The 21,193-nt window shown below is 70.0% G+C and carries 19 protein-coding genes and 4 tRNA genes; 12 read left to right on the forward strand and 11 right to left on the reverse strand.

Going from position 1 to position 21,193, the window contains the following annotated elements; all coding sequences use genetic code 11:
• Window positions 1-15: 15 nt before the first annotated feature.
• A tRNA-Asp gene (locus tag J8N05_RS05205) sits at window positions 16-90 on the forward strand.
• 405 nt (window positions 91-495) lie between these two features.
• Window positions 496-678 carry a DUF6274 family protein gene (locus J8N05_RS05210; protein WP_210881291.1) on the forward strand — a complete coding sequence of 61 codons (183 nt, stop codon included), beginning with the start codon at window positions 496-498 and terminating at the stop codon, window positions 676-678.
• A gap of 540 nt (window positions 679-1,218) precedes the next feature.
• Here the strand turns inward: J8N05_RS05210 and bldC are convergent.
• Together bldC and J8N05_RS05220 are read right to left on the reverse strand one after the other, a co-directional pair.
• Window positions 1,219-1,425, reverse strand: coding sequence for a developmental transcriptional regulator BldC (gene bldC, locus J8N05_RS05215; protein ID WP_003949541.1), 207 nt, complete (start codon window positions 1,423-1,425; stop codon window positions 1,219-1,221).
• A gap of 496 nt (window positions 1,426-1,921) precedes the next feature.
• Window positions 1,922-2,788, reverse strand: coding sequence for a hypothetical protein (locus tag J8N05_RS05220; protein ID WP_210881292.1), 867 nt, complete (start codon window positions 2,786-2,788; stop codon window positions 1,922-1,924).
• Between the two features lie 233 nt (window positions 2,789-3,021).
• Between J8N05_RS05220 and J8N05_RS05225 the strand changes: the two genes are divergently transcribed.
• Both J8N05_RS05225 and J8N05_RS05230 read left to right on the forward strand, forming a co-directional pair.
• Complete coding sequence (locus J8N05_RS05225; RefSeq protein ID WP_210881293.1) at window positions 3,022-4,113, forward strand: Leu/Phe/Val dehydrogenase; 1,092 nt, start codon at window positions 3,022-3,024, stop codon at window positions 4,111-4,113.
• A 323-nt stretch (window positions 4,114-4,436) separates the two neighbouring features.
• Window positions 4,437-4,688, forward strand: coding sequence for a DUF3073 domain-containing protein (locus J8N05_RS05230; protein ID WP_107020614.1), 252 nt, complete (start codon window positions 4,437-4,439; stop codon window positions 4,686-4,688).
• Between the two features lie 217 nt (window positions 4,689-4,905).
• Here J8N05_RS05230 and purM read toward each other — a convergent pair whose 3' ends face one another.
• The 7 genes from purM to purS all read right to left on the reverse strand — a co-directional run bounded on the left by purM (window position 4,906) and on the right by purS (window position 13,153).
• Complete coding sequence (purM, locus tag J8N05_RS05235; RefSeq protein WP_210881294.1) at window positions 4,906-5,976, reverse strand: phosphoribosylformylglycinamidine cyclo-ligase; 1,071 nt, start codon at window positions 5,974-5,976, stop codon at window positions 4,906-4,908.
• Between the two features lie 56 nt (window positions 5,977-6,032).
• Window positions 6,033-7,556 carry an amidophosphoribosyltransferase gene (gene purF, locus J8N05_RS05240; protein ID WP_210881295.1) on the reverse strand — a complete coding sequence of 508 codons (1,524 nt, stop codon included), beginning with the start codon at window positions 7,554-7,556 and terminating at the stop codon, window positions 6,033-6,035.
• 83 nt (window positions 7,557-7,639) lie between these two features.
• Window positions 7,640-8,539 (reverse strand): META domain-containing protein, encoded by a 900-nt coding sequence (locus J8N05_RS05245; RefSeq protein ID WP_210881296.1) that lies wholly within the window; start codon window positions 8,537-8,539, stop codon window positions 7,640-7,642.
• Window positions 8,540-8,624: 85 nt separating this feature from the next.
• On the reverse strand, window positions 8,625-9,422 hold the full coding sequence (locus J8N05_RS05250) for a maleylpyruvate isomerase family mycothiol-dependent enzyme (protein ID WP_210881297.1): 798 nt from the start codon (window positions 9,420-9,422) through the stop codon (window positions 8,625-8,627).
• Window positions 9,423-9,933: 511 nt separating this feature from the next.
• Window positions 9,934-12,192, reverse strand: a complete 2,259-nt coding sequence (gene purL, locus J8N05_RS05255; RefSeq protein WP_210881298.1) for a phosphoribosylformylglycinamidine synthase subunit PurL — start codon at window positions 12,190-12,192, stop codon at window positions 9,934-9,936.
• Window positions 12,189-12,893: a phosphoribosylformylglycinamidine synthase subunit PurQ gene (purQ, locus tag J8N05_RS05260; RefSeq protein WP_210881299.1), complete on the reverse strand. Its 705-nt coding sequence runs from the start codon at window positions 12,891-12,893 to the stop codon at window positions 12,189-12,191. The genes purL and purQ overlap by 4 nt, the downstream gene beginning before the upstream one ends.
• A complete protein-coding gene (gene purS, locus J8N05_RS05265) occupies window positions 12,890-13,153 on the reverse strand; it encodes a phosphoribosylformylglycinamidine synthase subunit PurS (RefSeq protein ID WP_055518089.1) in 264 nt (87 codons plus the stop codon). Before purS ends, purQ begins: the two co-directional genes overlap by 4 nt.
• Window positions 13,154-13,512: 359 nt before the next feature.
• Between purS and J8N05_RS05270 the strand changes: the two genes are divergently transcribed.
• The 8 genes from J8N05_RS05270 to J8N05_RS05305 all read left to right on the forward strand — a co-directional run bounded on the left by J8N05_RS05270 (window position 13,513) and on the right by J8N05_RS05305 (window position 18,498).
• Window positions 13,513-13,830, forward strand: a complete 318-nt coding sequence (locus J8N05_RS05270) for a histone-like nucleoid-structuring protein Lsr2 (RefSeq protein WP_107020558.1) — start codon at window positions 13,513-13,515, stop codon at window positions 13,828-13,830.
• A gap of 396 nt (window positions 13,831-14,226) precedes the next feature.
• Window positions 14,227-14,298 (forward strand) — tRNA-Gly (locus tag J8N05_RS05275).
• A 79-nt stretch (window positions 14,299-14,377) separates the two neighbouring features.
• Window positions 14,378-14,450, forward strand: a tRNA-Gly gene (locus J8N05_RS05280).
• A gap of 136 nt (window positions 14,451-14,586) precedes the next feature.
• A complete protein-coding gene (locus J8N05_RS05285; protein WP_210881300.1) occupies window positions 14,587-15,591 on the forward strand; it encodes an ABC transporter ATP-binding protein in 1,005 nt (334 codons plus the stop codon).
• Window positions 15,588-16,394, forward strand: a complete 807-nt coding sequence (locus J8N05_RS05290) for an ABC transporter permease (RefSeq protein WP_210881301.1) — start codon at window positions 15,588-15,590, stop codon at window positions 16,392-16,394. Before J8N05_RS05285 ends, J8N05_RS05290 begins: the two co-directional genes overlap by 4 nt.
• Window positions 16,395-16,480: 86 nt before the next feature.
• Window positions 16,481-17,773 carry a histidine kinase gene (locus J8N05_RS05295; RefSeq protein WP_210881302.1) on the forward strand — a complete coding sequence of 431 codons (1,293 nt, stop codon included), beginning with the start codon at window positions 16,481-16,483 and terminating at the stop codon, window positions 17,771-17,773.
• Complete coding sequence (locus J8N05_RS05300) at window positions 17,770-18,390, forward strand: response regulator transcription factor (protein WP_210881303.1); 621 nt, start codon at window positions 17,770-17,772, stop codon at window positions 18,388-18,390. The genes J8N05_RS05295 and J8N05_RS05300 overlap by 4 nt, the downstream gene beginning before the upstream one ends.
• A 35-nt stretch (window positions 18,391-18,425) precedes the next feature.
• Window positions 18,426-18,498 (forward strand) — tRNA-Gly (locus J8N05_RS05305).
• Between the two features lie 68 nt (window positions 18,499-18,566).
• Here the strand turns inward: J8N05_RS05305 and J8N05_RS05310 are convergent.
• A complete protein-coding gene (locus J8N05_RS05310) occupies window positions 18,567-19,466 on the reverse strand; it encodes a phosphoribosylaminoimidazolesuccinocarboxamide synthase (protein WP_210881304.1) in 900 nt (299 codons plus the stop codon).
• A 95-nt stretch (window positions 19,467-19,561) separates the two neighbouring features.
• The gene (locus tag J8N05_RS05315; protein WP_210881305.1) at window positions 19,562-21,082 is read right to left on the reverse strand and encodes a N,N-dimethylformamidase beta subunit family domain-containing protein; all 1,521 of its coding nucleotides are present in this window, start codon (window positions 21,080-21,082) and stop codon (window positions 19,562-19,564) included.
• Between the last annotated feature and the right edge of the window lie 111 nt (window positions 21,083-21,193).

Below are 21,193 nucleotides of genomic sequence, written 5' to 3' on the forward strand. Positions count from 1 at the left end.
CGCACTGCGAATCAAGGTCCTGTGGAGCAGTTTGGAGTGCTCGCCACCCTGTCAAGGTGGAGGCCGCGGGTTCAAATCCCGTCAGGACCGCAGAAGAAGAAAAAGAAGGCCCCGCATCCGGCAACGGAAGCGGGGCCTTCTTCGTGCGCCCGCACCTCCGAGAGCCCCTCCGGTGCCTCCGGGGGCCTTTCAGGGGCGCGGGGAACTGCGCGGCCAACCCCCACCGGCCCGCACCCGACACCCCACGGCACCCCACCCCTCAGGGGCGCGGGGAACTGCGCGACAAGCCCCCACCGGCCCGCAGCCGACGAACAGGCCCCACCACCCCGATCATCACCCCGATCATCACCCCGATCACCACCCCAATAACCGTCACAGATCCCAACACGCCCCCCACAGACCCCTCCAGGCCCGCCCGCCGACCACACGCCCTTGACGCCGTCACATTCCCCAAGTACCTAGAAACCAAAGCCCCAGACCCCACCGGAGGTGACCATGGCGGCGACCGCTCGGCATGAGACGCGAGCCCTGCTCCGCGCCCACCTGTCGGCCGCCTCCGGACACCGCCACCGGACGAGGCACTGCCCGATCTGCCACCGCCTCCTGCGACTGGCCTCGGAGGCCGGCCCCGAGGACCTGGACGGCGCCCCGGAGGACGACGGCCCCTCCCCGGCGTGAGCGAGCGCGCGATCGACCGCCCGAGCGACGGCCGCGCGTCAACTACCCCTCGCGCGGCCCCAGATGAACGAGTCCTCCATTAGCGCAGGTATGCCACGCGCAACAAGGACCACGGCATGTGACGGGTGTCACCGCATATGTTTTCAAACCTGCGGAACTTAGCCCCCACCTACAACTGGTCAATTTAATATGTGCAATTGCACCGCGCCCCAGAGGGACTCACAGGCGATCCGACAGCCTCGCCCAGACTGCGACAAGGCCACTCACAGACGGACCCGCCAAGCGCGCACACCCCATGACCAGCGCACAAAAAAGATCGCGCTGGACCCGGCGGAGTCCAGCGCGATCTACGACGCACCCACAGTGCTTGTGGTTCTTGCTCGGGCGGGGACCCCGTTGGGGCGGGATCCGCGTCGCTTGGTACTTGGGTGATGCTTGGGTGGTACTGGATGACGCGTGAAGCGGTACTTGCGTCAGGGCCCTGCCGACAAGTTGGGGGACCTGCCGAAATACCCTGTTATGTGGCTATGCAGTTGTTGTTCAGGCTTCGCTGCGCTGCTGCGGGATGCCCGCGAGCAGAGCACGTACCTCTGCTTCGCGGTAACGGCGATGCCCACCCAGCGTGCGGATCGACGTGAGCTTGCCGGCCTTCGCCCACCGCGTGACCGTCTTAGGGTCCACGCGGAACATCGTGGCGACCTCAGCCGGGGTCAGCAGCGGCTCGGCATCAGGGGTGCGAGCGGTCATGAGCGGCCTCCTCGGGAGAACCGATCGTTCTCGGTTCTTTCCTCTAAATTCTGCACCTTGACCCGCGTTGCCCGAAATGGCGGATGCGGGTCGAGTCGGTTATAGGACGAACGGCTTGTCCTCGGCACTACAACTACACCATCCGTCCAGCCACGTCGGCCAAACCGATGGAATTGCCCTCCCAGGTGTTCATCAGCGACGGAAGCCGATGGACCATGCCATAGCGGACAGTCACGCCACTGTGACGATCAGTCACAGGACGATCAGGAGTCACGGGACCCCCCTGCAGCGCAATGCCGAGATTCCACCCAAACGTGGGCAGAGAGAGTCCTCCCCGGACTCCTTGTCCTATTTTGGCATGAGGAGGGCCGTTGGGCGCAAGGTCCGTGTTAGTGCCGTCCATCACGCTTACCCCGTACGACCCGGATCGGGACTTACGTCCTGTCAGGCTCCGTGACGCACAGGAACCGGCGCACCAAGGGCCTCCGCGCGCCCCTCAGTTCGCCGAGCGCCGGTCCCGGACCGAACGCCACCGTTCCACGAGCCGACCGTATGCCTCCCCCGCGCCGGGCCCGTCGCCCGTGCGCAACGCCTCGATGCCCTCGGCGACGTCGGCGGCGGAATGGTCGCCGTCCAGCTCCCCCGCCGGCAGCACGTGCACGAGGCCGCCGTAGTCCAGCTCCACCAGCGAGCGCGGATGGAATTCCTCCAGCCAACGCCCCACGTCCACCAGGCCGTCGATGAGCGGCCCCTCGTCGAGGGTGTCCCGCAGCGTCCGCAGGGCCCGCGCCACCCGCCGCCGCGCCTGCACCATCGGCGTGCGGTAGCGGAGCACCGGCGCGTCCTTCTCGGCCCGTGAACCGCCCCCGGACCCGGCGCCCTTGTCGTACTCGCGCTCCTCGTCCGAGACGAGCACGAACCAGTGCAGCGGGACCTGCCAGGTCGAGGTGCGGATCCAGGGCCGGGCGTCGGGGTTGCGGGTCAGCCAGCGCTCGTAGTCCTGGGTCGCCTGACGCCGTACGAGCTCCGGCAGCGCCGCGTCCAGGACGAGGGCGGGCAGTTCCTCCGCCAGGTCGCCCAGGGCCTCCCAGCCGCGCAGCCGGGTCCGCCAGGGGCACACGCACAGCACGCCGTCCACCTCCGCGACGAACGCGTCGCCGCTCTCCTGCACCGGCACCGCCATCGGCGGCACGGGCAGCAAGTCGGCCAGCGACCGGCGCAGTTCGTCCTGGTACGAGGGACGCTCGGGCCGGCGCGCGTAGCGGTACCAGTGGCCGCGCTCCGGTTCCGGGAAGGCCGCGAGCGGTTCGTAGACCCGGAGATAGGACGCGTACGGGACGATCAACGAGGACACCTTGGGCACGCTTGCTCCCTCCCCAGCCGACCCGGTGGAAAACCGCGCACCGGGTACGCGGGCACGCGGGAAACCCCTGCAAATCGTCCCACGCCCGTCCGCGACCGTACTCCGGGCGGGGGTGATCCTGACCACTGGGCCGATGGCGGTCCCGTACAGGCTCTAATCTCGTGCCACACGGACCCCCGCCACCCGTACGAGGGCCGCCCCGACCCGCCGCTACTTACCTGGGAGTCACCACAGTGACCGACGTAACCGGCAGCCCTGACGACGTACTGCACACCCTGTTCCGGTCGGATCAGGGCGGGCATGAGCAGGTCGTGCTCTGTCAGGACCGCGCCACCGGCCTCAAGGCCGTCATCGCCATCCACTCCACCGCCCTGGGCCCGTCCCTCGGCGGCACCCGCTTCTACCCGTACGAGAGCGAGGCCGCGGCCGTCGCCGACGCGCTGAACCTCGCCCGCGGGATGTCCTACAAGAACGCCATGGCCGGGCTCGACCACGGCGGCGGCAAGGCCGTGATCATCGGTGACCCCGAGCAGATCAAGACCGAGGACCTGCTCCTCGCGTACGGCCGCTTCGTCGCCTCGCTGGGCGGGCGGTACGTGACCGCCTGCGACGTCGGCACCTACGTGGCCGACATGGACGTCGTGGCCCGCGAGTGCCGCTGGACCACCGGGCGCTCCCCCGAGAACGGCGGCGCGGGCGACTCGTCCGTCCTGACGGCCTTCGGGGTCTTCCAGGGCATGCGGGCCTCCGCCCAGCACCTGTGGGGCGACCCGTCGCTGCGCGGCCGCACGGTCGGTGTCGCGGGCGTCGGCAAGGTCGGCCGCCACCTGGTGGAACACCTGCTGGAGGACGGCGCCCAGGTCGTGATCGCGGACGTGCGCCAGGACTCCGTCGGCCGCATCGCCGACAAGCACCCCTCCGTGCGGATCGCCCCGGACACCGAGCGGCTGATCCGGACCGAGGGGCTCGACATCTACGCCCCCTGCGCGCTCGGCGGCGCCCTGAACGACGACTCCGTGCCGGTGCTCACCGCCAAGATCGTCTGCGGCGCGGCCAACAACCAGCTGGAGCACCCGGGTGTGGAGAAGGACCTCTCCGACCGCGGGATCCTCTACGCGCCGGACTACGTGGTGAACGCGGGCGGGGTCATCCAGGTCGCCGACGAGCTCCACGGCTTCGACTTCGACCGGTGCAAGGAGAAGGCCGCGAAGATCTTCGACACCACGCTGGCCATATTCGCTCGTGCGAAGGAGGACGGGATTCCGCCGGCTGCCGCGGCCGACCGGATCGCCGAGCACCGCATGGCGGAGGCCCGCCGCCCCTGATGTTCCCAGGCCGTTCGGCAGCCGTTCGGAAGGCTGTGCCCACGGCCCTGCGGGGTCCCGTCGGCGGGTGTTGGAGAGAACTCTCACGTTCGTCGGCGGGTCGCTCGCCGAGAAGAGGTTAAAATCGCGGTTGACCAGCGAGGACAGGGCACCTCGCAGGTCCTGTGCACACGAGCTTGCTGCGGGCGACGTACCGTATGGGCGTGGGCTCAGGTACCGTGGAAGCCCTACGGACCGGTCTCTCCACGGAGAGCCCGTTCCAGATCATGAACGCGTGTCAAGACTCTGGGGCCGTCGAGCCCCGTATCCGAGGGGGTCGAGCCATGGGGCGCGGCCGGGCAAAGGCCAAGCAGACGAAGGTCGCCCGCCAGCTGAAGTACAGCAGCGGCGGGACCGATCTGTCGCGTCTGGCCAATGAGCTGGGCGCTTCGACTTCGCAACAGCCGCCGAATGGCGAGCCGTTCGAGGACGACGACGAGGAAGACGACCCGTACTCCCAGTACGCGGATCTCTACAACGACGACGAGGACGAGGACGATGAGTCCGGTCCTGCGTCGCAACGCCGCGGGGCTTGACGTACCAGCTGCGCTCGTCGTTCTAGCTGCGCTTCACCCGGTCCGGGGTTGATTGCCGGACCGGGTTTTGTGCATGGCGCGTCCGCTGATGGCTGGGTGTACTGCGGTAGCTGGCTGGCTGCGGGCCGGTGGGGGCTGGTCGCGCCCCGCGGCGGAGCCGCACATGTCACAGCCCCGCGCCCCTGACGGGGCGCCCTTGTGGGCGCCCCTTTCATGGCTACCTGGCCGCGTAGTCGCCGGTCAGTTCCGCGCCCGTCTCGTGGGTGCCCCTGTCCGTGATCTCGCCTGCCACCCAGGCCTCCACTCCTCGGTCCGCCAGGGTCGTGAGGGCGGCGTCCGCGGAGTCCTGGGGGACGATCGCGATCATGCCCACGCCCATGTTCAGCGTCTTTTCGAGCTCCAGGCGCTCGACCCGGCCGGTGGTGCCGACGAGGTCGAAGACCGGGGCCGGGGTCCAGGTGGAACGGTCGACGGTCGCGTGCAGGCCGTCCGGGATCACCCGGGCGAGGTTGGCCGCGAGGCCGCCGCCCGTGATGTGCGAGTAGGCGTGCACGTCGGTCGTGCGGGTCAGCGCCAGACAGTCCAGCGAGTAGATCTTGGTGGGCTCCAGGAGCTCCTCGCCGAGGGTGCGGCCGAAGTCCTCGACGTGCTGGTCGAGCTTGAGGTTCCCGCGGTCGAACAGGACGTGCCGGACGAGTGAGTACCCGTTCGAGTGAAGGCCGGAGGACGCCATGGCGATCACCGCGTCACCCGTACGGATACGATCCGCGCCGAGCAGCCGGTCGGCCTCCACGACACCCGTACCGGCGCCGGCGACGTCGAAGTCGTCCGGGCCCAGCAGACCGGGGTGTTCGGCCGTCTCGCCGCCGACCAGGGCGCAGCCCGCGAGGACACAGCCCTCCGCGATGCCCTTCACGATGGCCGCGACGCGCTCCGGGTGGACCTTGCCCACGCAGATGTAGTCGGTCATGAAGAGCGGCTCGGCGCCGCACACCACGATGTCGTCCATGACCATCGCGACCAGGTCGTGGCCGATGGTGTCGTACACGCCGAGCTGGCGGGCGAGGTCGACCTTCGTGCCGACGCCGTCCGTGGCGGAGGCGAGCAGCGGGCGCTCGTACCGCTTGAGGGCGGAGGCGTCGAAGAGGCCGGCGAAGCCGCCGAGGCCGCCGAGGACCTCGGGGCGCTGCGTCTTCTTCACCCACTCCTTCATCAGTTCGACGGCGCGGTCGCCCGCTTCGATGTCGACGCCCGCGGCTGCGTAGCTGGCACCAGTTGTCTCAGACATGACGGTGAGAACTTTCGTGTCGTACAGCGGTGTCGCTGCGATGTTGCTGCGAGGTCTTACGGACGACGGATCGCGTCGGCCGCGGCAGACGCGGGGCCCGCGGCCAGCTCGGTCTCCAGGAGCTGCTTGCCGAGCAGCTCGGGGTCCGGGAGGTCCATCGGGTACTCGCCGTCGAAGCAGGCACGGCAGAGGTTCGGCTTGTCGATGGTGGTGGCCTCGATCATGCCGTCGATGGAGATGTACGAGAGGGAGTCGGCGCCCAGGGACGTGCCGATCTCCTCGATGGACATGCCGTTGGCGATCAGCTCCGCGCGGGTCGCGAAGTCGATGCCGAAGAAGCAGGGCCACTTCACGGGCGGCGAGGAGATCCGGATGTGGATCTCGGCCGCGCCCGCCTCTCGGAGCATCCGGACCAGGGCGCGCTGGGTGTTGCCGCGCACGATCGAGTCGTCGACGACGACCAGGCGCTTGCCCTTGATGACTTCCTTGAGCGGATTCAGCTTCAGTCTGATGCCCAGCTGGCGGATGGTCTGTGAAGGCTGGATGAAGGTCCGGCCGACGTACGCGTTCTTCACGAGACCGGCACCGAACGGGATGCCGGAGGCCTCCGCGTAACCGATCGCGGCGGGCGTGCCCGATTCCGGAGTCGCTATGACCAGATCGGCCTCGACCGGAGATTCCTTGGCGAGACGGCGGCCCATCTCGACGCGGCTGAGGTACACGTTCCGGCCGGCGATGTCGGTGTCCGGACGCGCCAGGTACACGTACTCGAAGACACAGCCCTTGGGCTTCGCTTCCGCGAATCGGGAGGTTCGCAGTCCGTTCTCGTCGATGGCGACGAACTCGCCCGGCTCGATCTCCCGGACGTAGGCCGCGCCGCAGATGTCGAGGGCGGCGGACTCGGAGGCGACGACCCAGCCGCGCTCAAGGCGGCCGAGGACCAGCGGGCGGATGCCCTGCGGGTCACGGGCGGCGTAGAGGGTGTGCTCGTCCATGAAGACGAGCGAGAAGGCGCCCTTGACCTGCGGGAGGACCTTCGCGGAGGCCTCTTCGATGGTCAGCGGCTTGCCGTCGTCGTCGACCTGGGCGGCCAGCAGGGCCGTCAGCAGGTCGGTGTCGTTGGTCGCCGCCACACGCGGGGTGCGGCCCTCCTGCTTGGGGAGGTCGGCGACCATCTCGGCGAGCTCCGCCGTGTTGACGAGGTTGCCGTTGTGGCCGAGCGCGATCGAGCCGTGCCCGGTGGCACGGAACGTCGGCTGGGCGTTCTCCCAGGTGGAGGCCCCGGTGGTCGAGTAGCGGGCGTGACCGACCGCGATATGACCGAGCAGGGAACCGAGGGAGGCCTCGTCGAAGACCTGGGAAACGAGCCCCATGTCCTTGAAGACGAGGATCTGAGAGCCATTGCTCACCGCGATTCCCGCGGATTCCTGGCCTCGATGCTGGAGGGCGTAGAGCCCGAAGTAAGTGAGCTTGGCGACCTCTTCACCGGGAGCCCAGACTCCGAAGACGCCGCAAGCGTCCTGGGGTCCTTTCTCGCCGGGGAGCAGATCATGACTGAGTCGACCGTCACCACGTGGCACGCCACCGAGTGTAGGCGAGATCGACCACTGGTCCGAATTGGGGAAGGCCCCGGGCGGCGCCGTGAGACGCCGCCCGCCGGGGATCACTTCGCGGCGACGGCTTCCAGGCCCGCGCCGTTTTCGCTGGTCAGAGTGAGGTTGCTGCCCTTCACGGTGTACTTCACGGTGCCGCCGAAGAGCGCCAGCAGGGACCTTTCGGTGTCCATGAGTGAGTCGGAGCACATCTTCCGGGTGGTGCCCGGGGCGCCCAGAGTGATAGTGCCGTCGCCGACCGTGGCCTTCGCGGTCACCTTGTTGCAGCCGAGCTGGCCGGCGACCGTGCCCTTCTCGTCGAAGGTGAGATGGACCTTGCCCTCGGCCTCGGAGGCGAGGGCCACGGCGGAGCCGCCCTTGGTGTCGCCCTTGGTGTCGCCCTTCGCGTCGGCCTTCACCGTGCCGGTGACGTTCCACTTGGTGCCGTAGAGGTCGGCCTGCTTCGCGGCGGTGAGCTTCACGGTGTAGCCGTCCTCAGTGGTGAGCGTCAGCTTGTCGCCGTTGACGTCGGCCTTGATCGTGCTGTCGGACATGGCCTCGCCGAGTTTCGACTCGAAGCCCATCGTGCCGTCGGCCGTGCAGGCCATCTCGGTCTTGACGGTGTCGTCGCCGATCGTGATCGTGTCGCCCTCGATCTCGGCGGTGGCGCCGAAGTGGTTGCAGCCGTAGTTGCCGCCCACCTTGCCGTCCTTGCCGAACTCGACGTGCGCGCCGGCCGGGGCGTCCTGCGTCTTCCCCTTCGCCGTCACGCTGTCGACGTTCCACTGCGTGCCGGTGAGTCCGGTGTCCTGCCGGGTCCCGACGGAACTGGCGCCGGGATCCTTGCCGCCGCTGTCGCCGCCGCCGCTCTGCGTGCCGCAGGCGGCCGTGGCGAGGAGTCCGGTGACCGCCAGGGCGCTGAGGCCGACCCGCGGGCTGAGGGCGCTGAGGTTGCGTCGCTGCGTGTGCATGCCGCTTTGACGGGGCGGGTGGGGTGCTTGGTTCCCTCACGGGGTAACGGGCGCGCAACGGGTGAGCCCGGTTCGGCCGTCCGGCTCAGCTCATCAGGGGGAGCAGTGCGCCCAGGTCGGCGCGTTCTCCGCTCGCGCTGACCTTCGCGTCGTCGAGGGCGGTCTTCCAGCGCGTACGCCCGGTCGCGAGGCGGATCCAGGTGAGCGGGTCCGTCTCCACGACGTTGGGCGGGGTGCCGCGGGTGTGGCGCGGGCCCTCCACGCACTGCACGACGGCGTACGGCGGTACGCGCACCTCCGTGGAGGCGCCGGGCGCCTTCGCGGCGAGCGTGTCGGCGAGCAGGCGGGTGCAGGTGGCGAGGGCGTGGCGGTCGTACGGGATGTCGAGGTCCGGGACCGCCGCGTTGAGGTCGTCGGTGTGGACGACCAGCTCGACCGTGCGGGTCACGAGGTGGTCGGCCAGGGTCATCGCTCCCACGCGGGTGGTGAGCAGGCGGCCGTCCCTGGCTTCGGGCAGGCGCTCGGTGAAGCGGGCTTCCGTGCGGTCGTACAGCGCGTCGAGGTCGGGTTCGGCGGCGGCGAGCGCGCGTACGTCGTCGTCGACCTCGGCCGCGCGGGGGGCCGTGGCGGACGGCCAGTCGAGGAGGGTGAGGGCGGGGGTGGTGGGCTCCGGCCCGTCCAGGCCCCGGTTCACGGCCTCCAGGGCCATGGCCAGATGCGCGGCCAGCTCCCGTACGGTCCAGTCGCCGAGGCGGGTGGATGCGGCGAGCCGGCCGGGAGTGAGGGTGCGCACGGCGGCCCGCACGTTCCCGAACTGGGCGAGGACCGCGGCGCGAGTCTTCACGGGGTCGTAGGCGCGCTGGCGTTTTCTGGCCGGGGGCATGGGGGGAGTTTATGGGCGGGGTGGACTCTCGTCTGCGGCGCCGTGGGGGCTGGCCGCGCAGTTCCCCGCGCCCCTAAAGGCAGAGGGGGTGACCGGGATTGCTCCGTCTGCGGCACCGCGAGGGCCGAGCGCGCAGTTCCCCGCGCCCCTCAAGGCGGAGGAGGTGACCGGGGTCGCGTGGTTGAGCCGCGGCCACCGGCGCCCCTCAGGGGCGCGGGGAACTGCGCGGCCAACCCCCACCGACCCGCAGACACAACACTTCACCAAGCCCCTCGGCCTTCAGGGGCGCGGGGAACTGCGCGAGCAACCCCCACCGGGCCGCAGGTACAACGCTTCGCCGAGCCGTTCGCCTTCAGGGGCGCGGGGAACTGCGCCGCCCGCCCCCGCCGGGCGGAGGACGAAACGCGGCTTCGGCGAGGCGGTCGTTCGCTGCGCGGGCAACCCCCGCCGGGCGCAAGACGAAGCCCGGCCCCGCCGAGAACCTTGGCGGGGCCGGGCTTCGCGCTGCGCGCTACGCGAACAGCGCGGGGATCGTGTTCGTGTGGGCTTCGCGCAGGTCCGAGAGCGGCAGAGCGAACTCGCCCTGGATCTCGACCGCGTCCCCGTCGACCACACCGATCCGCACGGCCGGCAGGCCCCGCGCCCCGCACATGTCGGTGAACCGCAGTTCCTCCGACCGCGGGATAGCGACGACGGCACGGCCCGCGGACTCGGAGAACAGGAACGTGAACGCGTCCAGCCCGTCGGGCACGACGAGCCTCGCACCCTTGTCACCGAGCAGCGCCGACTCGACCACGGCCTGGATCAGACCGCCGTCGGACAGGTCGTGCGCCGAGTCGATCATGCCGTCGCGGGACGCGGAGATGAGGATCTCGCCGAGGAGGCGTTCCCGCTCCAGGTCCACGGCCGGAGGCAGCCCGCCGAGGTGGTCGTGGACGACCTGCGACCAGGCCGACCCGCCGAACTCCTCACGGGTGTCGCCGAGCAGGTAGAGGAGCTGGCCCTCTTCCCGGTAGCCGACCGGCGTACGCCGGGCCACGTCGTCGATGACGCCCAGGACCGCGACCACCGGGGTCGGGTGGATCGCCGCCTCGCCCGTCTGGTTGTAGAGCGAGACGTTGCCCCCGGTCACCGGCGTGCCCAACTGCAGGCACCCGTCGGCCAGTCCGCGGATGGCCTCCGCGAACTGCCACATGACGGCCGGGTCCTCGGGCGAACCGAAGTTCAGGCAGTCGGAGACGGCGAGCGGCTTGGCACCGGTCGTCGCGACGTTCCGGTACGCCTCGGCGAGGGCGAGCTGCGCACCCGTGTACGGGTCCAGCTTCGCGAACCGGCCGTTGCCGTCCGTGGCGATGGCCACCCCGAGCCCGGACTCCTCGTCGATGCGGATCATGCCCGAGTCCTCGGGCTGCGCCAGCACCGTGTTGCCCTGCACGAAGTGGTCGTACTGGGAGGTGATCCAGGACTTGGAGGCCTGGTTCGGGGAGGAGACCAGCTGGAGGACCTGCTTCTTCAGCTCCTCCGAAGTGGCGGGCCGCGGAAGCTTGTTGGCGTCGTCGGCCTGCAGCGCGTCCTGCCAGTGCGGGCGGGCGTACGGACGCTCGTAGACCGGGCCGTCGTGCGCGACCGTGCGCGGGTCGACGTCGACGATCTTGCCGCCGTGCCAGAAGATCTCCAGGCGGTCGCCGTCGGTGACCTCACCGATCACCGTGGCGATGACGTCCCACTTGTCGCAGATCTCCAGGAAGCGGTCGACCTTCGACGGCTCGACGACCGCGCACATGCGTTCCTGCGACTCGCTCATGAGGATTTCCTCGGGCGAGAGCGTGGAGTCGCGCAGCGGTACGTCGTCCAGCGTCACCCGCATGCCGCCGGAGCCGTTGGACGCCAACTCGCTGGTGGCGCAGGACAGTCCGGCCGCGCCCAGGTCCTGGATGCCGACGACCAGCTTCTCGGCGAAGGCCTCCAGGGTGCACTCGATGAGGAGCTTCTCCTGGAAGGGGTCGCCGACCTGGACCGCGGGACGCTTCGACGGCTTGGCGTCGTCGAAGGTCTCGGAGGCCAGGATGGAGGCGCCGCCGATGCCGTCGCCGCCCGTGCGGGCCCCGTACAGGATGACCTTGTTGCCCGCGCCCGACGCCTTCGCGAGGTGGATGTCCTCGTGCTTCATGACGCCGATGGCACCGGCGTTGACGAGCGGGTTGCCCTGGTAGCAGGCGTCGAAGACGACCTCGCCGCCGATGTTGGGCAGGCCCAGGCAGTTGCCGTAGCCGCCGATGCCCGCGACGACACCGGGCAGTACGCGCTTGGTGTCGGGGTGGTCCGCGGCACCGAAGCGGAGGGGGTCGACGACCGCGACCGGCCGCGCGCCCATCGCGATGATGTCGCGCACGATGCCGCCGACGCCGGTGGCCGCGCCCTGGTAGGGCTCGACGTACGACGGGTGGTTGTGCGACTCGACCTTGAAGGTGACGGCGTAGCCCTGGCCGACGTCGACGACGCCGGCGTTCTCGCCGATGCCGACGAGGAGGGCGTCCGACTGGGGGGCCTTCTCGCCGAACTGGCGGAGGTGCACCTTCGAGGACTTGTAGCTGCAGTGCTCGGACCACATGACCGAGTACATGGCGAGCTCGGCACCGGTCGGACGGCGGCCGAGGATCTCCACGACCCGCTCGTACTCGTCCTTCTTCAGGCCGAGTTCGGCCCAGGGCAGCTCGACGTCGGGGGTCCCGGCCGCGTGCTCGACCGTGTCCAGAGGCGTCCGGCTCATGCGTTGACCAGCTTCTTGAGGATCGAGGTGAAGAAGGGGAGGCCGTCGGTGCGGCCGGACCCGACGAGGGGTTCGACAGCGTGCTCCGGGTGCGGCATCAGACCGACGACGTTGCCCACCTCGTTCGAGATGCCGGCGATGTCCCGCAGCGAGCCGTTGGGGTTGCCGAAACCGTCGGCGAACGCGCCGCCGACCACGTAGCGGAAGACGACGCGGCCCTCCGCCTCCAGCATGTCGAGGGTGCGCTCGTCGGCGACGTACCGCCCGTCCATGTTCTTCAGCGGGATGTGGATCTCCTGGCCGGACTCGTAGTCCGCGGTCCAGGCGGTATCCGCGTTCTCCACCTTCAACTTCTGGTCGCGGCAGATGAAGTGGAGGTGGTCGTTGCCGAGCATCCCGCCGGGAAGGAGATGGGCCTCGGTGAGGATCTGGAAGCCGTTGCAGATGCCGAGCACCGGCATTCCCGACTTCGCCTGCTCAATCACCGTCGCCATGACCGGCGAGAAGCGCGAGATCGCACCGGCGCGCAGATAGTCGCCGTACGAGAAACCACCCGGCAGGACAACGGCGTCGACCTGCTTGAGGTCCTTGTCCTTGTGCCAGAGAGCGACGGGTTCGGCGCCGGCGAGCTTGATCGCCCGCTGGGTGTCCCGGTCGTCGAGGCTTCCCGGGAAAGTGACGACGCCAATACGAGCGGTCACTTTCCGGCCTCCGCGACTTCCTCGACCTTGACGGTGAAGTCCTCGATCACGGTGTTGGCGAGGAAGGATTCGGCGAGTTCATGGATGCGGGCGAGCGCGGTGTCGTCCACCGGTCCGTCCACTTCCAGTTCGAATCGCTTTCCCTGACGGACATCGGAGATGCCTTCGAAACCGAGGCGCGGCAGTGCACGCTGCACCGCCTGGCCCTGGGGGTCGAGGATCTCCGGCTTGAGCATGACGTCGACTACGACGCGTGCCACTGGCACTCCCGGTGTGTGGTGCTGAGCAGGTTCCTTCAGACTACCCGTACAAAATTTCTACGCGGGTAGATTCGTAGGAATCTACGTGACCGTCATCACGATTGCGCATCGAGAACCTATCGTCGGGCTGCCTTCACGAAAAATCCTGGGAAAGATCCGGATCGAGACCTGACCCCCTATTGCCTGGGGACACGCCAAGAGATTTAGTCGAGCTTCACATTGGATTGCCGGGCACTGTACAAATGAATTGGCAATAGCCGATACTTTGCCCAATCACCCATAAAAGCAGTCGGACAGTCGGCATCTCGACACGTCGTCGCACGTCGTCGGATAGGTGCCGCACGAAGGGACCGATATTCGTGGCGCAGCGTGTCGTAGTCACTCTCTCCGACGACATCGACGGCTCGGAAGCGGCGGAAACGATCGCCTTCGGTCTGGACGGCAAGTCGTACGAGATCGACCTGAATCCGGCCAATGCCGAGCAGTTGCGCGCGGCGCTGGAGCCGTATGTGGAGGCCGGGCGGAAGCGGTCGCGGTCCGGGAAGGCGTACCGGCAGACCGCCGTGGCGCCCGATCCGGCGGCTGTTCGGGCGTGGGCGCAGTCCAACAAGCTGGAGGTGCCTGCGCGGGGGCGGATTCCCAAGCGGGTGTATGAGGCTTTTACCGCTGCGCAGTAGGGCTTGCGGGGCTTGTGGTGTTCTGCGGGGAGTTCGGCCGCTCGGGGGTCGGACTCCTTTGCGGTCCCCTGCGGGGGCCTGCCGGCTTTGTGCGCCGTCTGTACGGGTGCGGGCCCGTGGGGGCTGGTCGCGCAGTTCCCCGCGCCCCTTGGGTGGGTGCGGGGTGGGGTTGCGTGTCGGGTGCGGGTCGGCTTGGGCTGAGCGCGCAGTTCCTCGCGCCCCTCAGGTGGGTGGGGGTCGGGGCAGTGTGCCGGGTGCGGCAGCTCGTGTGCGGGGGTGTGGGTCGGGGTTCATTCGGGCCTGGGGGTAGTCGACTTGCGTTGTACCCCGGGCGATCGGCTAGAGTTCGGAGCACGCCGAGGGGCAAGGCCGAAAGGCCCGGCTCACCGGAGTCACGCGGGTGTAGTTCAGTAGCAGAACATCCCCCTTCCAGGGGGAAGGCGCAGTGTGCAATTCCTGTCACCCGCTCTGCATCGCCGGTCTGGTCGTTCTTTCGATCAGGTAGGCTGGTGCTCGCGCCGATCGGTGAAAGCCGGTCGGAGGCAATGCGGACGTAGCTCAGTTGGTAGAGCGCAACCTTGCCAAGGTTGAGGTCGCCAGTTCGAACCTGGTCGTCCGCTCAGCGCAGAAGGGCCCCGGTCATCCGACCGGGGCCCTTCTCGTGCGCGTATCCGTTCGCCGCCGTCTGACATTTGTCATGTCCAGCGATGACAGCGTGCACTGCCGATCCCCCTCGCCGGCCGAGATGCTTGAGTCATGAATACGAATGAGCCCGTGATCGAGGTCACTGATCTCCGACGCGTCTACGGGGGAGGGTTCGAGGCGGTCCGAGGGGTCTCCTTCGAAGTCGCCCGGGGCGAACTCTTCGCACTGCTCGGCACCAACGGCGCGGGCAAGACCTCCACCGTCGAACTCATCGAGGGCCTCGCCCGGCCGGCCGGCGGCCAGGTGCGCGTCCTCGGCCACGACCCGTACACCGAACGTGCCGCCGTCCGCCCGCGCATCGGACTCATGCTCCAGGAGGGCGGCTTCCCCTCCGAGCTGACCGTCTCGGAGACCGTCCGGATGTGGGCCGGCTGCACGAGCGGCGCCCGCCCCGAGAGCGAGGCGCTGTCCCTGGTCGGTCTCACCCGCCGGGCCGGCGTACGCGTGAAGCAGCTGTCCGGCGGCGAGAAGCGGCGCCTGGACCTCGCCCTCGCGCTCCTCGGACGGCCCGAGGTGCTCTTCCTGGACGAGCCCACGACCGGCCTCGACGCCGAAGGGCGCCAGGAGACCTGGGAGTTGGTGCGCGAACTGCGCGCGCAGGGCACGACCGTGCTGCTCACCACGCACTACCTGGAGGAGGCGGAAGGACTCGCGGACCGGCTCGCGATCCTGCACGCCGGACGGATCGCGGTCTCCGGCACCCCGGCCGAGGTGACCGCCTCCCAGCCGTCGCGGATCTCCTTCGAACTGCCCACCGGCTACTTCCCCGGCGATCTCCCGCCGCTCGACTCCCTCGGCATCACCGGGCACGAGATCTCCGGACGCGTACTGCGGCTGCGTACGAACGAACTGCAGCGGGCCGCCACCGGGCTGCTCACCTGGGCCGAGCGGGCCGGCGTCGAGCTGCGGGGGCTCGACATCCGGTCGGGGTCCCTGGAGGAGGCGTTCCTGCGCATCGCGCGGCACGTCTCGGAGCAGGACGCCCAGGCGGAACAGGCCGGACAGGCAGGACAGGCAGAACAGTCCCAGCACTCCGAGAAGGAGCACGTGGCATGAGCGCGGACACCGTGACCAGGACCGCACCCCCGGCGCCGACCGTGACCGCGGTTGGACGGATGACCTCCCTCGCCCGGGCCGAACTGACCCTTCTCTCGCGCAGCAGGGCCACCTTCTTCGCGGCCGTCTTCGTGCCGCTGATCCTGCCGCTCAGCCTTCGCTCGACGGTCGAGGACATGGATCTGAAGGGGTCCGGTCTCTCGGTCGGCTCGGTCATCCTGCCCTCCGCAGTCGGCTTCTCCCTGCTCTTCGCCGTCTACAGCTCGCTGGTGAGCGTCTACGCGGCCCGCCGCGAGGAACTCGTGCTCAAGCGGCTGCGTACCGGAGAGCTGCGGGACGCGGAGATCCTCATGGGTGCCGCGGTCCCGTCGGTCCTCATCGGTCTGGTGCAGAGCCTGGTCCTGACGTTCGCCTGTGCGGCCCTCATGGACGTGGGAACGCCCGAGGCGCCTCTCCTCGCCGTGCTGGGGCTGCTGCTGGGGCTCGTGATGTGGCCGGCGCTCGCGGCGGTGACCGCCAGTTTCAGCAGGAGCGTGGAGGGCGCCCAGGTCGCGGCGATGCCCCTGCTGCTCGTGTCAATGATCGGCTCCGGCACCGTCGTACCCTTCGAGGTCATGCCCGACCGGCTCGCCGCCGTCTGCGAACTGCTGCCGCTGTCCCCGGTGATCACCCTCATCCGCGGGGGCTGGGCCGGGAACCTGTCCGCGTACGAGACCCTGGGCGCGCTCGCGACGGCGCTGGCCTGGATCGTGCTCGCGGTGTTTGCTGTACACAAGTGGTTCCGCTGGGAACCGAGGCGCTGACCCGCACCGGCGCGAGAGCGCGAGCGCGGACACGGGAACGCGGCCAGGAACGGGGACGGTCGGCGATGGGAATCGGGAGTCCGGGAATGCGCAGGCCGAGTCACTGGTGGCGCGGGAAGAGCACGCTGGCGAAGGTCGAGACGTACACCCGCTGGTCCTTCCACTTCTTCCCGGTGGTGGAGATCGCCGCGATCGGGCTTCCGGTCTTCGGGCAGGTGGGGGCCGGGTTCGCCGTCTGGCTGGTGCTGCCGCTGTGCGCCCACGCCGTGCTGTGCGGGGTGACCGCCTCCAGGTCGCTCGACTGGACGCGCGGCACCCGTGAGCAGCCCGTACGCCTGCTCGTCGGGCTCGGCGCGGCCTCCGCGCTGCTGGGGACCTTCGCGATCGGCCTGGTGGAGCACGGGCCGGGCGGCAAGGACACGGCGGCAGCGGCGGTCCCGCTCTGCGTGGGCGTGCTGGTCTTCGGGACCGGCACCCTCGCCCTCGGGATACGCGGCCGGCTGCGCGTCCTGGGGATCGTGTTCGGCTTCGCCGCGTACACCGGGGTCATGGCGGTCGCGCTGGGCCTCGACGGGCGCGCCGCGCTGGGAACGGCGTTCGCGGTGCTGCTCGGCGGCGGTGGCCTCACCTTCACCTCCGTCTTCTCCGTCTGGCTGCTCGACGCCGTGTACGAGCTGGACGCGGCCCGCGAGACCCGGACCCGGCTCGCCGTCGCCGAGGAACGGCTGCGCTTCGGGCGCGACCTGCACGACGTGATGGGCCGCAACCTCGCGGTGATCGCCCTGAAGAGCGAGCTGGCCGTGCAGCTCGCCCGTCGCGAACGCCCCGAGGCCGTCGACCAGATGATCGAGGTGCAGCGGATCGCCGGCGAGTCCCAGCGGGAAGTCCGCGCGGTCGTACGGGGCTACCGCGAGGCCGACCTCGGCGCCGAACTCTCCGGCGCGCAGGGCGTGTTGACCGCGGCCGGGGTCGACTGCTCGGTGACCGGGTCCGCGACCGGGCTGCCTCCGGCGGTCCAGTCGGCGCTCGGCTGGGTCGTACGGGAGGCCACCACGAACGTCCTGCGGCACGGCGACGCCCGGCGGTGCCGCGTGACGCTGGCGCCGTCGCGCGACCACGTGGTCCTCACGGTCGAGAACGACGGGGCGGAGCGGGCTTCGCAGGAGCGGGCCGGGGGACACGGTGCGCCCGGCAGCGGATCCGGTCTCGCCGGGCTGCGGGAGCGGCTGGCCGCGGTGGCCGGGACGCTGGAGGCGGGGCCCGTCGACGGCGGCCTCTTCCGGGTCGTGGCCGAGGTGCCCCTGCCACCCGCCTCCTCCTCGTCCGCTCCCCCGTCGGACACCGTTTCGCGCTCAGTGAGTGAAGAGGTCACCCCATGACATCCGTACGACCCATCCGGCTGCTGCTCGCCGACGACGAGCACCTCATCCGGGGGGCGCTCGCCGCGCTGCTGGGTCTTGAGGACGATCTGCTGGTGGTGGCGGAGGCGGCCGGCGGGCCCGAGGCGCTGGCGATGGCGCGGGCGCACGAACCCGATGTGGCCGTACTGGATCTGCAGATGCCCGGGGCTGACGGTGTGAGGGTGGCCACATCGCTGCGGACCGAACTGCCCGCCTGCCGCGTGCTGATCGTGACGAGCCACGGGCGCCCCGGGCACCTCAAGCGGGCGCTGGCGGCCGGTGTGCGCGGGTTCGTCCCGAAGACCGTGAGCGCGCAACGGCTCGCCGAGATCATCCGTACCGTCCACGCGGGAAACCGCTATGTCGACCCCGAGTTGGCCGCCGACGCGATCTCCGCCGGGGATTCGCCGCTCACCGCGCGCGAGGCCGAGGTGCTGGAGCTGGCGTCCGACGGGGCGCCCGTCGCGGAGATCGCGGAGCGGGCCGCGCTGTCGCAGGGGACCGTACGGAACTATCTGTCGTCGGCCGTGTCCAAACTCGGAGCGGAGAACCGTCACTCGGCGGTGCGTCTCGCACGCGAGCGAGGTTGGGTATAGTTGCTCTCGCGCCACGGCGAAAGCCACCGCGCGGCGCGGACGTAGCTCAGTTGGTAGAGCGCAACCTTGCCAAGGTTGAGGTCGCCAGTTCGAACCTGGTCGTCCGCTCAGCTGAAGAAGCACACGAAGGAACCCCCGGTCATCGACCGGGGGTTCCTTCGTGTGCGCCGGGGTGCTCAGGTCCAGGGCGTGCCCGTCAGGCGCTCGTACGCCTCCACGTACTTGGCGCGGGTCGCGTCCACGACCTGCTGGGGCAGGGCCGGCGGCGGCTGCTCGCTCCTGCGGTCCCAGCCGGACTCGGCGGAGGTCAGCCAGTCGCGTACGTACTGCTTGTCGAACGAGGGCTGCGCGCGGCCCGGCTCCCACTCGTCGGCGGGCCAGAAGCGGGACGAGTCCGGGGTCAGCACCTCGTCGGCGACGACCAGCGTCTCGCCGTCGAAGCCGAACTCGAACTTCGTGTCCGCGAGGAGGATGCCCCGCTCGCGGGCGATGTCCCGGCCGCGGCTGTAGACGGCGAGCGTCGCCTGCCGGAGCTGGGCGGCGGTCTCCGCGCCGACCTGGCGGGCGACCTCCTCGTACGAGACGTTCTCGTCGTGCTCGCCGACGGCGGCCTTGGTGGCCGGGGTGAAGATCGGGGCGGGCAGCTCCGAGCCGTCGCTCAGCCCGTGCGGGAGCGCGAGACCGCAGACGGTACGGGTCTCGTTGTACTCGACGAGACCGGAGCCGGTGAGGTAGCCGCGGGCGACGCACTCGACCGGGACCATCTCCAGGGACTTGCAGACCAGGGTGCGGCCCTGCCACTCGGCGGGGGCGCCGGGCGGCGGTTCGGTGCCCAGCACGTGGTTCGGCATCAGGTCGGCGAGCTGGTCGAACCACCAGAGCGAGAGCTGCGTCAGGACGCGGCCCTTGTCGGGGATCTCCGTGGGCAGCACCCAGTCGAACGCGGAGATGCGGTCGCTGGCGACCATCACGAGGTCGCCCGCCTCGTTCTGGTACAGGTCGCGCACCTTGCCGGTGTGCAGGTGCACCAGACCCGGAACCTCAAGAGGCTCGGGCTTTTCGACGAATCCGGACACGGTTCCTCCCCGTGGTTCTGACTGAATGCCTCGATTCTCCCGCACGGGAGGACCGGCCTCGGCCAGGGGGCTTCGCGGAACCTGGAGCGGCGGCCTCAGTCGCGTTTGCAGATGCGGTCCAGGAGGTTGGCCGTGGCCCGCTGGATACGGGCGTCGGTGTGCCCCGGCCGGTCCAGGGCCGGGGACCAGGCGAAGGTGCCCGCCGCGAAGACGAGCGCACCGGAGTGCGCGCGGTACAGGGAGGTCTCCTGGTGGCGGATCGTCCCCTCCGTGTCCCGGTACGGGGAGTGGGAGAGGAGGATGCGGCCCTGGTGCTCGGGGAGCGCGATCCGGGGGAAGTAGCGGTCGGCCTCGCCCGCGACCAGGCCCTCCAGCTCGTCGCCCTCGTGGGCCCCGGTCGCCTCCCACAGCCAGTGGTCGGCGTTGCGGACGACGAGGGGGTGGGCCTCGGGGACCCGGCCCGCGTACTGGATCCCGAGGAGCTCCTGCTCCGGGCGGTCGATCTCCCGCCACAGCGCGGGTCTGCCGGGTCCGCGGCGTTTCAGGCAGGTGAGCAGGCGGTCGGGGGTGCCGGACGCGGAGGGCGCCAGATCCACCTGCCAGTACATGGTGTTGGCGGAGAGGAAGACGAGCGAGGTGCCCTGCTCGCGGGCGACGTCCACGGTACGGCGCATGGCCGTCGACCAGTACTCGTCGTGGCCCGGGAAGACCAGGCCGCGGTAGCGCGTGGGGTCGATGCGGCCGGCGTGCAGGTCGCGGGCGTCGGCGTACGCGAGGTCGTAGCCGTAGCGCTCGGCCCAGCGGATGAAGTCGTAGGCGTGGCCCACGTGCAGGGGCAGGCCCGCGCCCGCGTACGGGCGGTCGAAGGAGACCGTCGTCGCGGCGTCGGCCTCGCCGAGCAGCCGGCCGTCCTCGTCCCACGCGTGGTAGAGACTCGCGCCCGTGTGCCCGTCCTCCGGGTAGAGGTTGTACGCCTGCCAGGTGATGTCCGGCAGGACGAGCAGCAGGTCGGCGGGGTGGTCGTCGCGGACCGTGAACGGGATGTGGGAGCGGTGCCCGTCGTCGGTGGTGAGGACGGCGACGTACGCGCCGATGCTCCAGTACGACGGGACCTGCAGCCGCCAGGAGAGCCACCAGTGGTGGCAGGAGACCGTGCGGTCCGCGGTGAGCGGGGCGGGCTGGACGATCCCGGCGAGGCGCGGGCTGGTGGTGATCTTGCTGGCGCCGTCGCCGCCGTAGTGGCCGATGCGGTAGATGTCCACGCCGAACTGCTGGGGCGGGTCCACCGTGATGTGGAAGTCGACGGCCTCGCCGGGGGCGACCGCGCCGGTGGAGGCGAACCCCTTGATCTGGCGGTGGACGTCGTCGGCCGAGCGCGGGTCTCCGGCGGTCGCGCGCGGGGTGGGGACGCGCGGGCCGGTACTCCGGTAGCGGTCGTGGAGGCCGGTCGCGCCGGGGGGTGGGGCGTGGTCGACGTACCAGGGGACGACGTGGCCCGTGTCGTCGAAGTAGTTCTCGCTGCCGCGCAGCCAGGGGACGGGGCCCTGTCCGAATGGGTCCGTGACGGCGTGCGCCAGCGCTCCCGACTCCCATCGGCGGATCTGCTCGGTCCCCATGTGACGTTCCCTCCCTCGTACGTCCTTGCCGCCCATGTGTGCCCCCGCGCACGGGTGGGCACGGTTGGGCGCGGGTGGGCCCAGCACATCACATTACGCATGCGTGCGGTC

This window comes from Streptomyces liliiviolaceus, from assembly GCF_018070025.1.
GTDB lineage: Bacteria > Actinomycetota > Actinomycetes > Streptomycetales > Streptomycetaceae > Streptomyces > Streptomyces liliiviolaceus.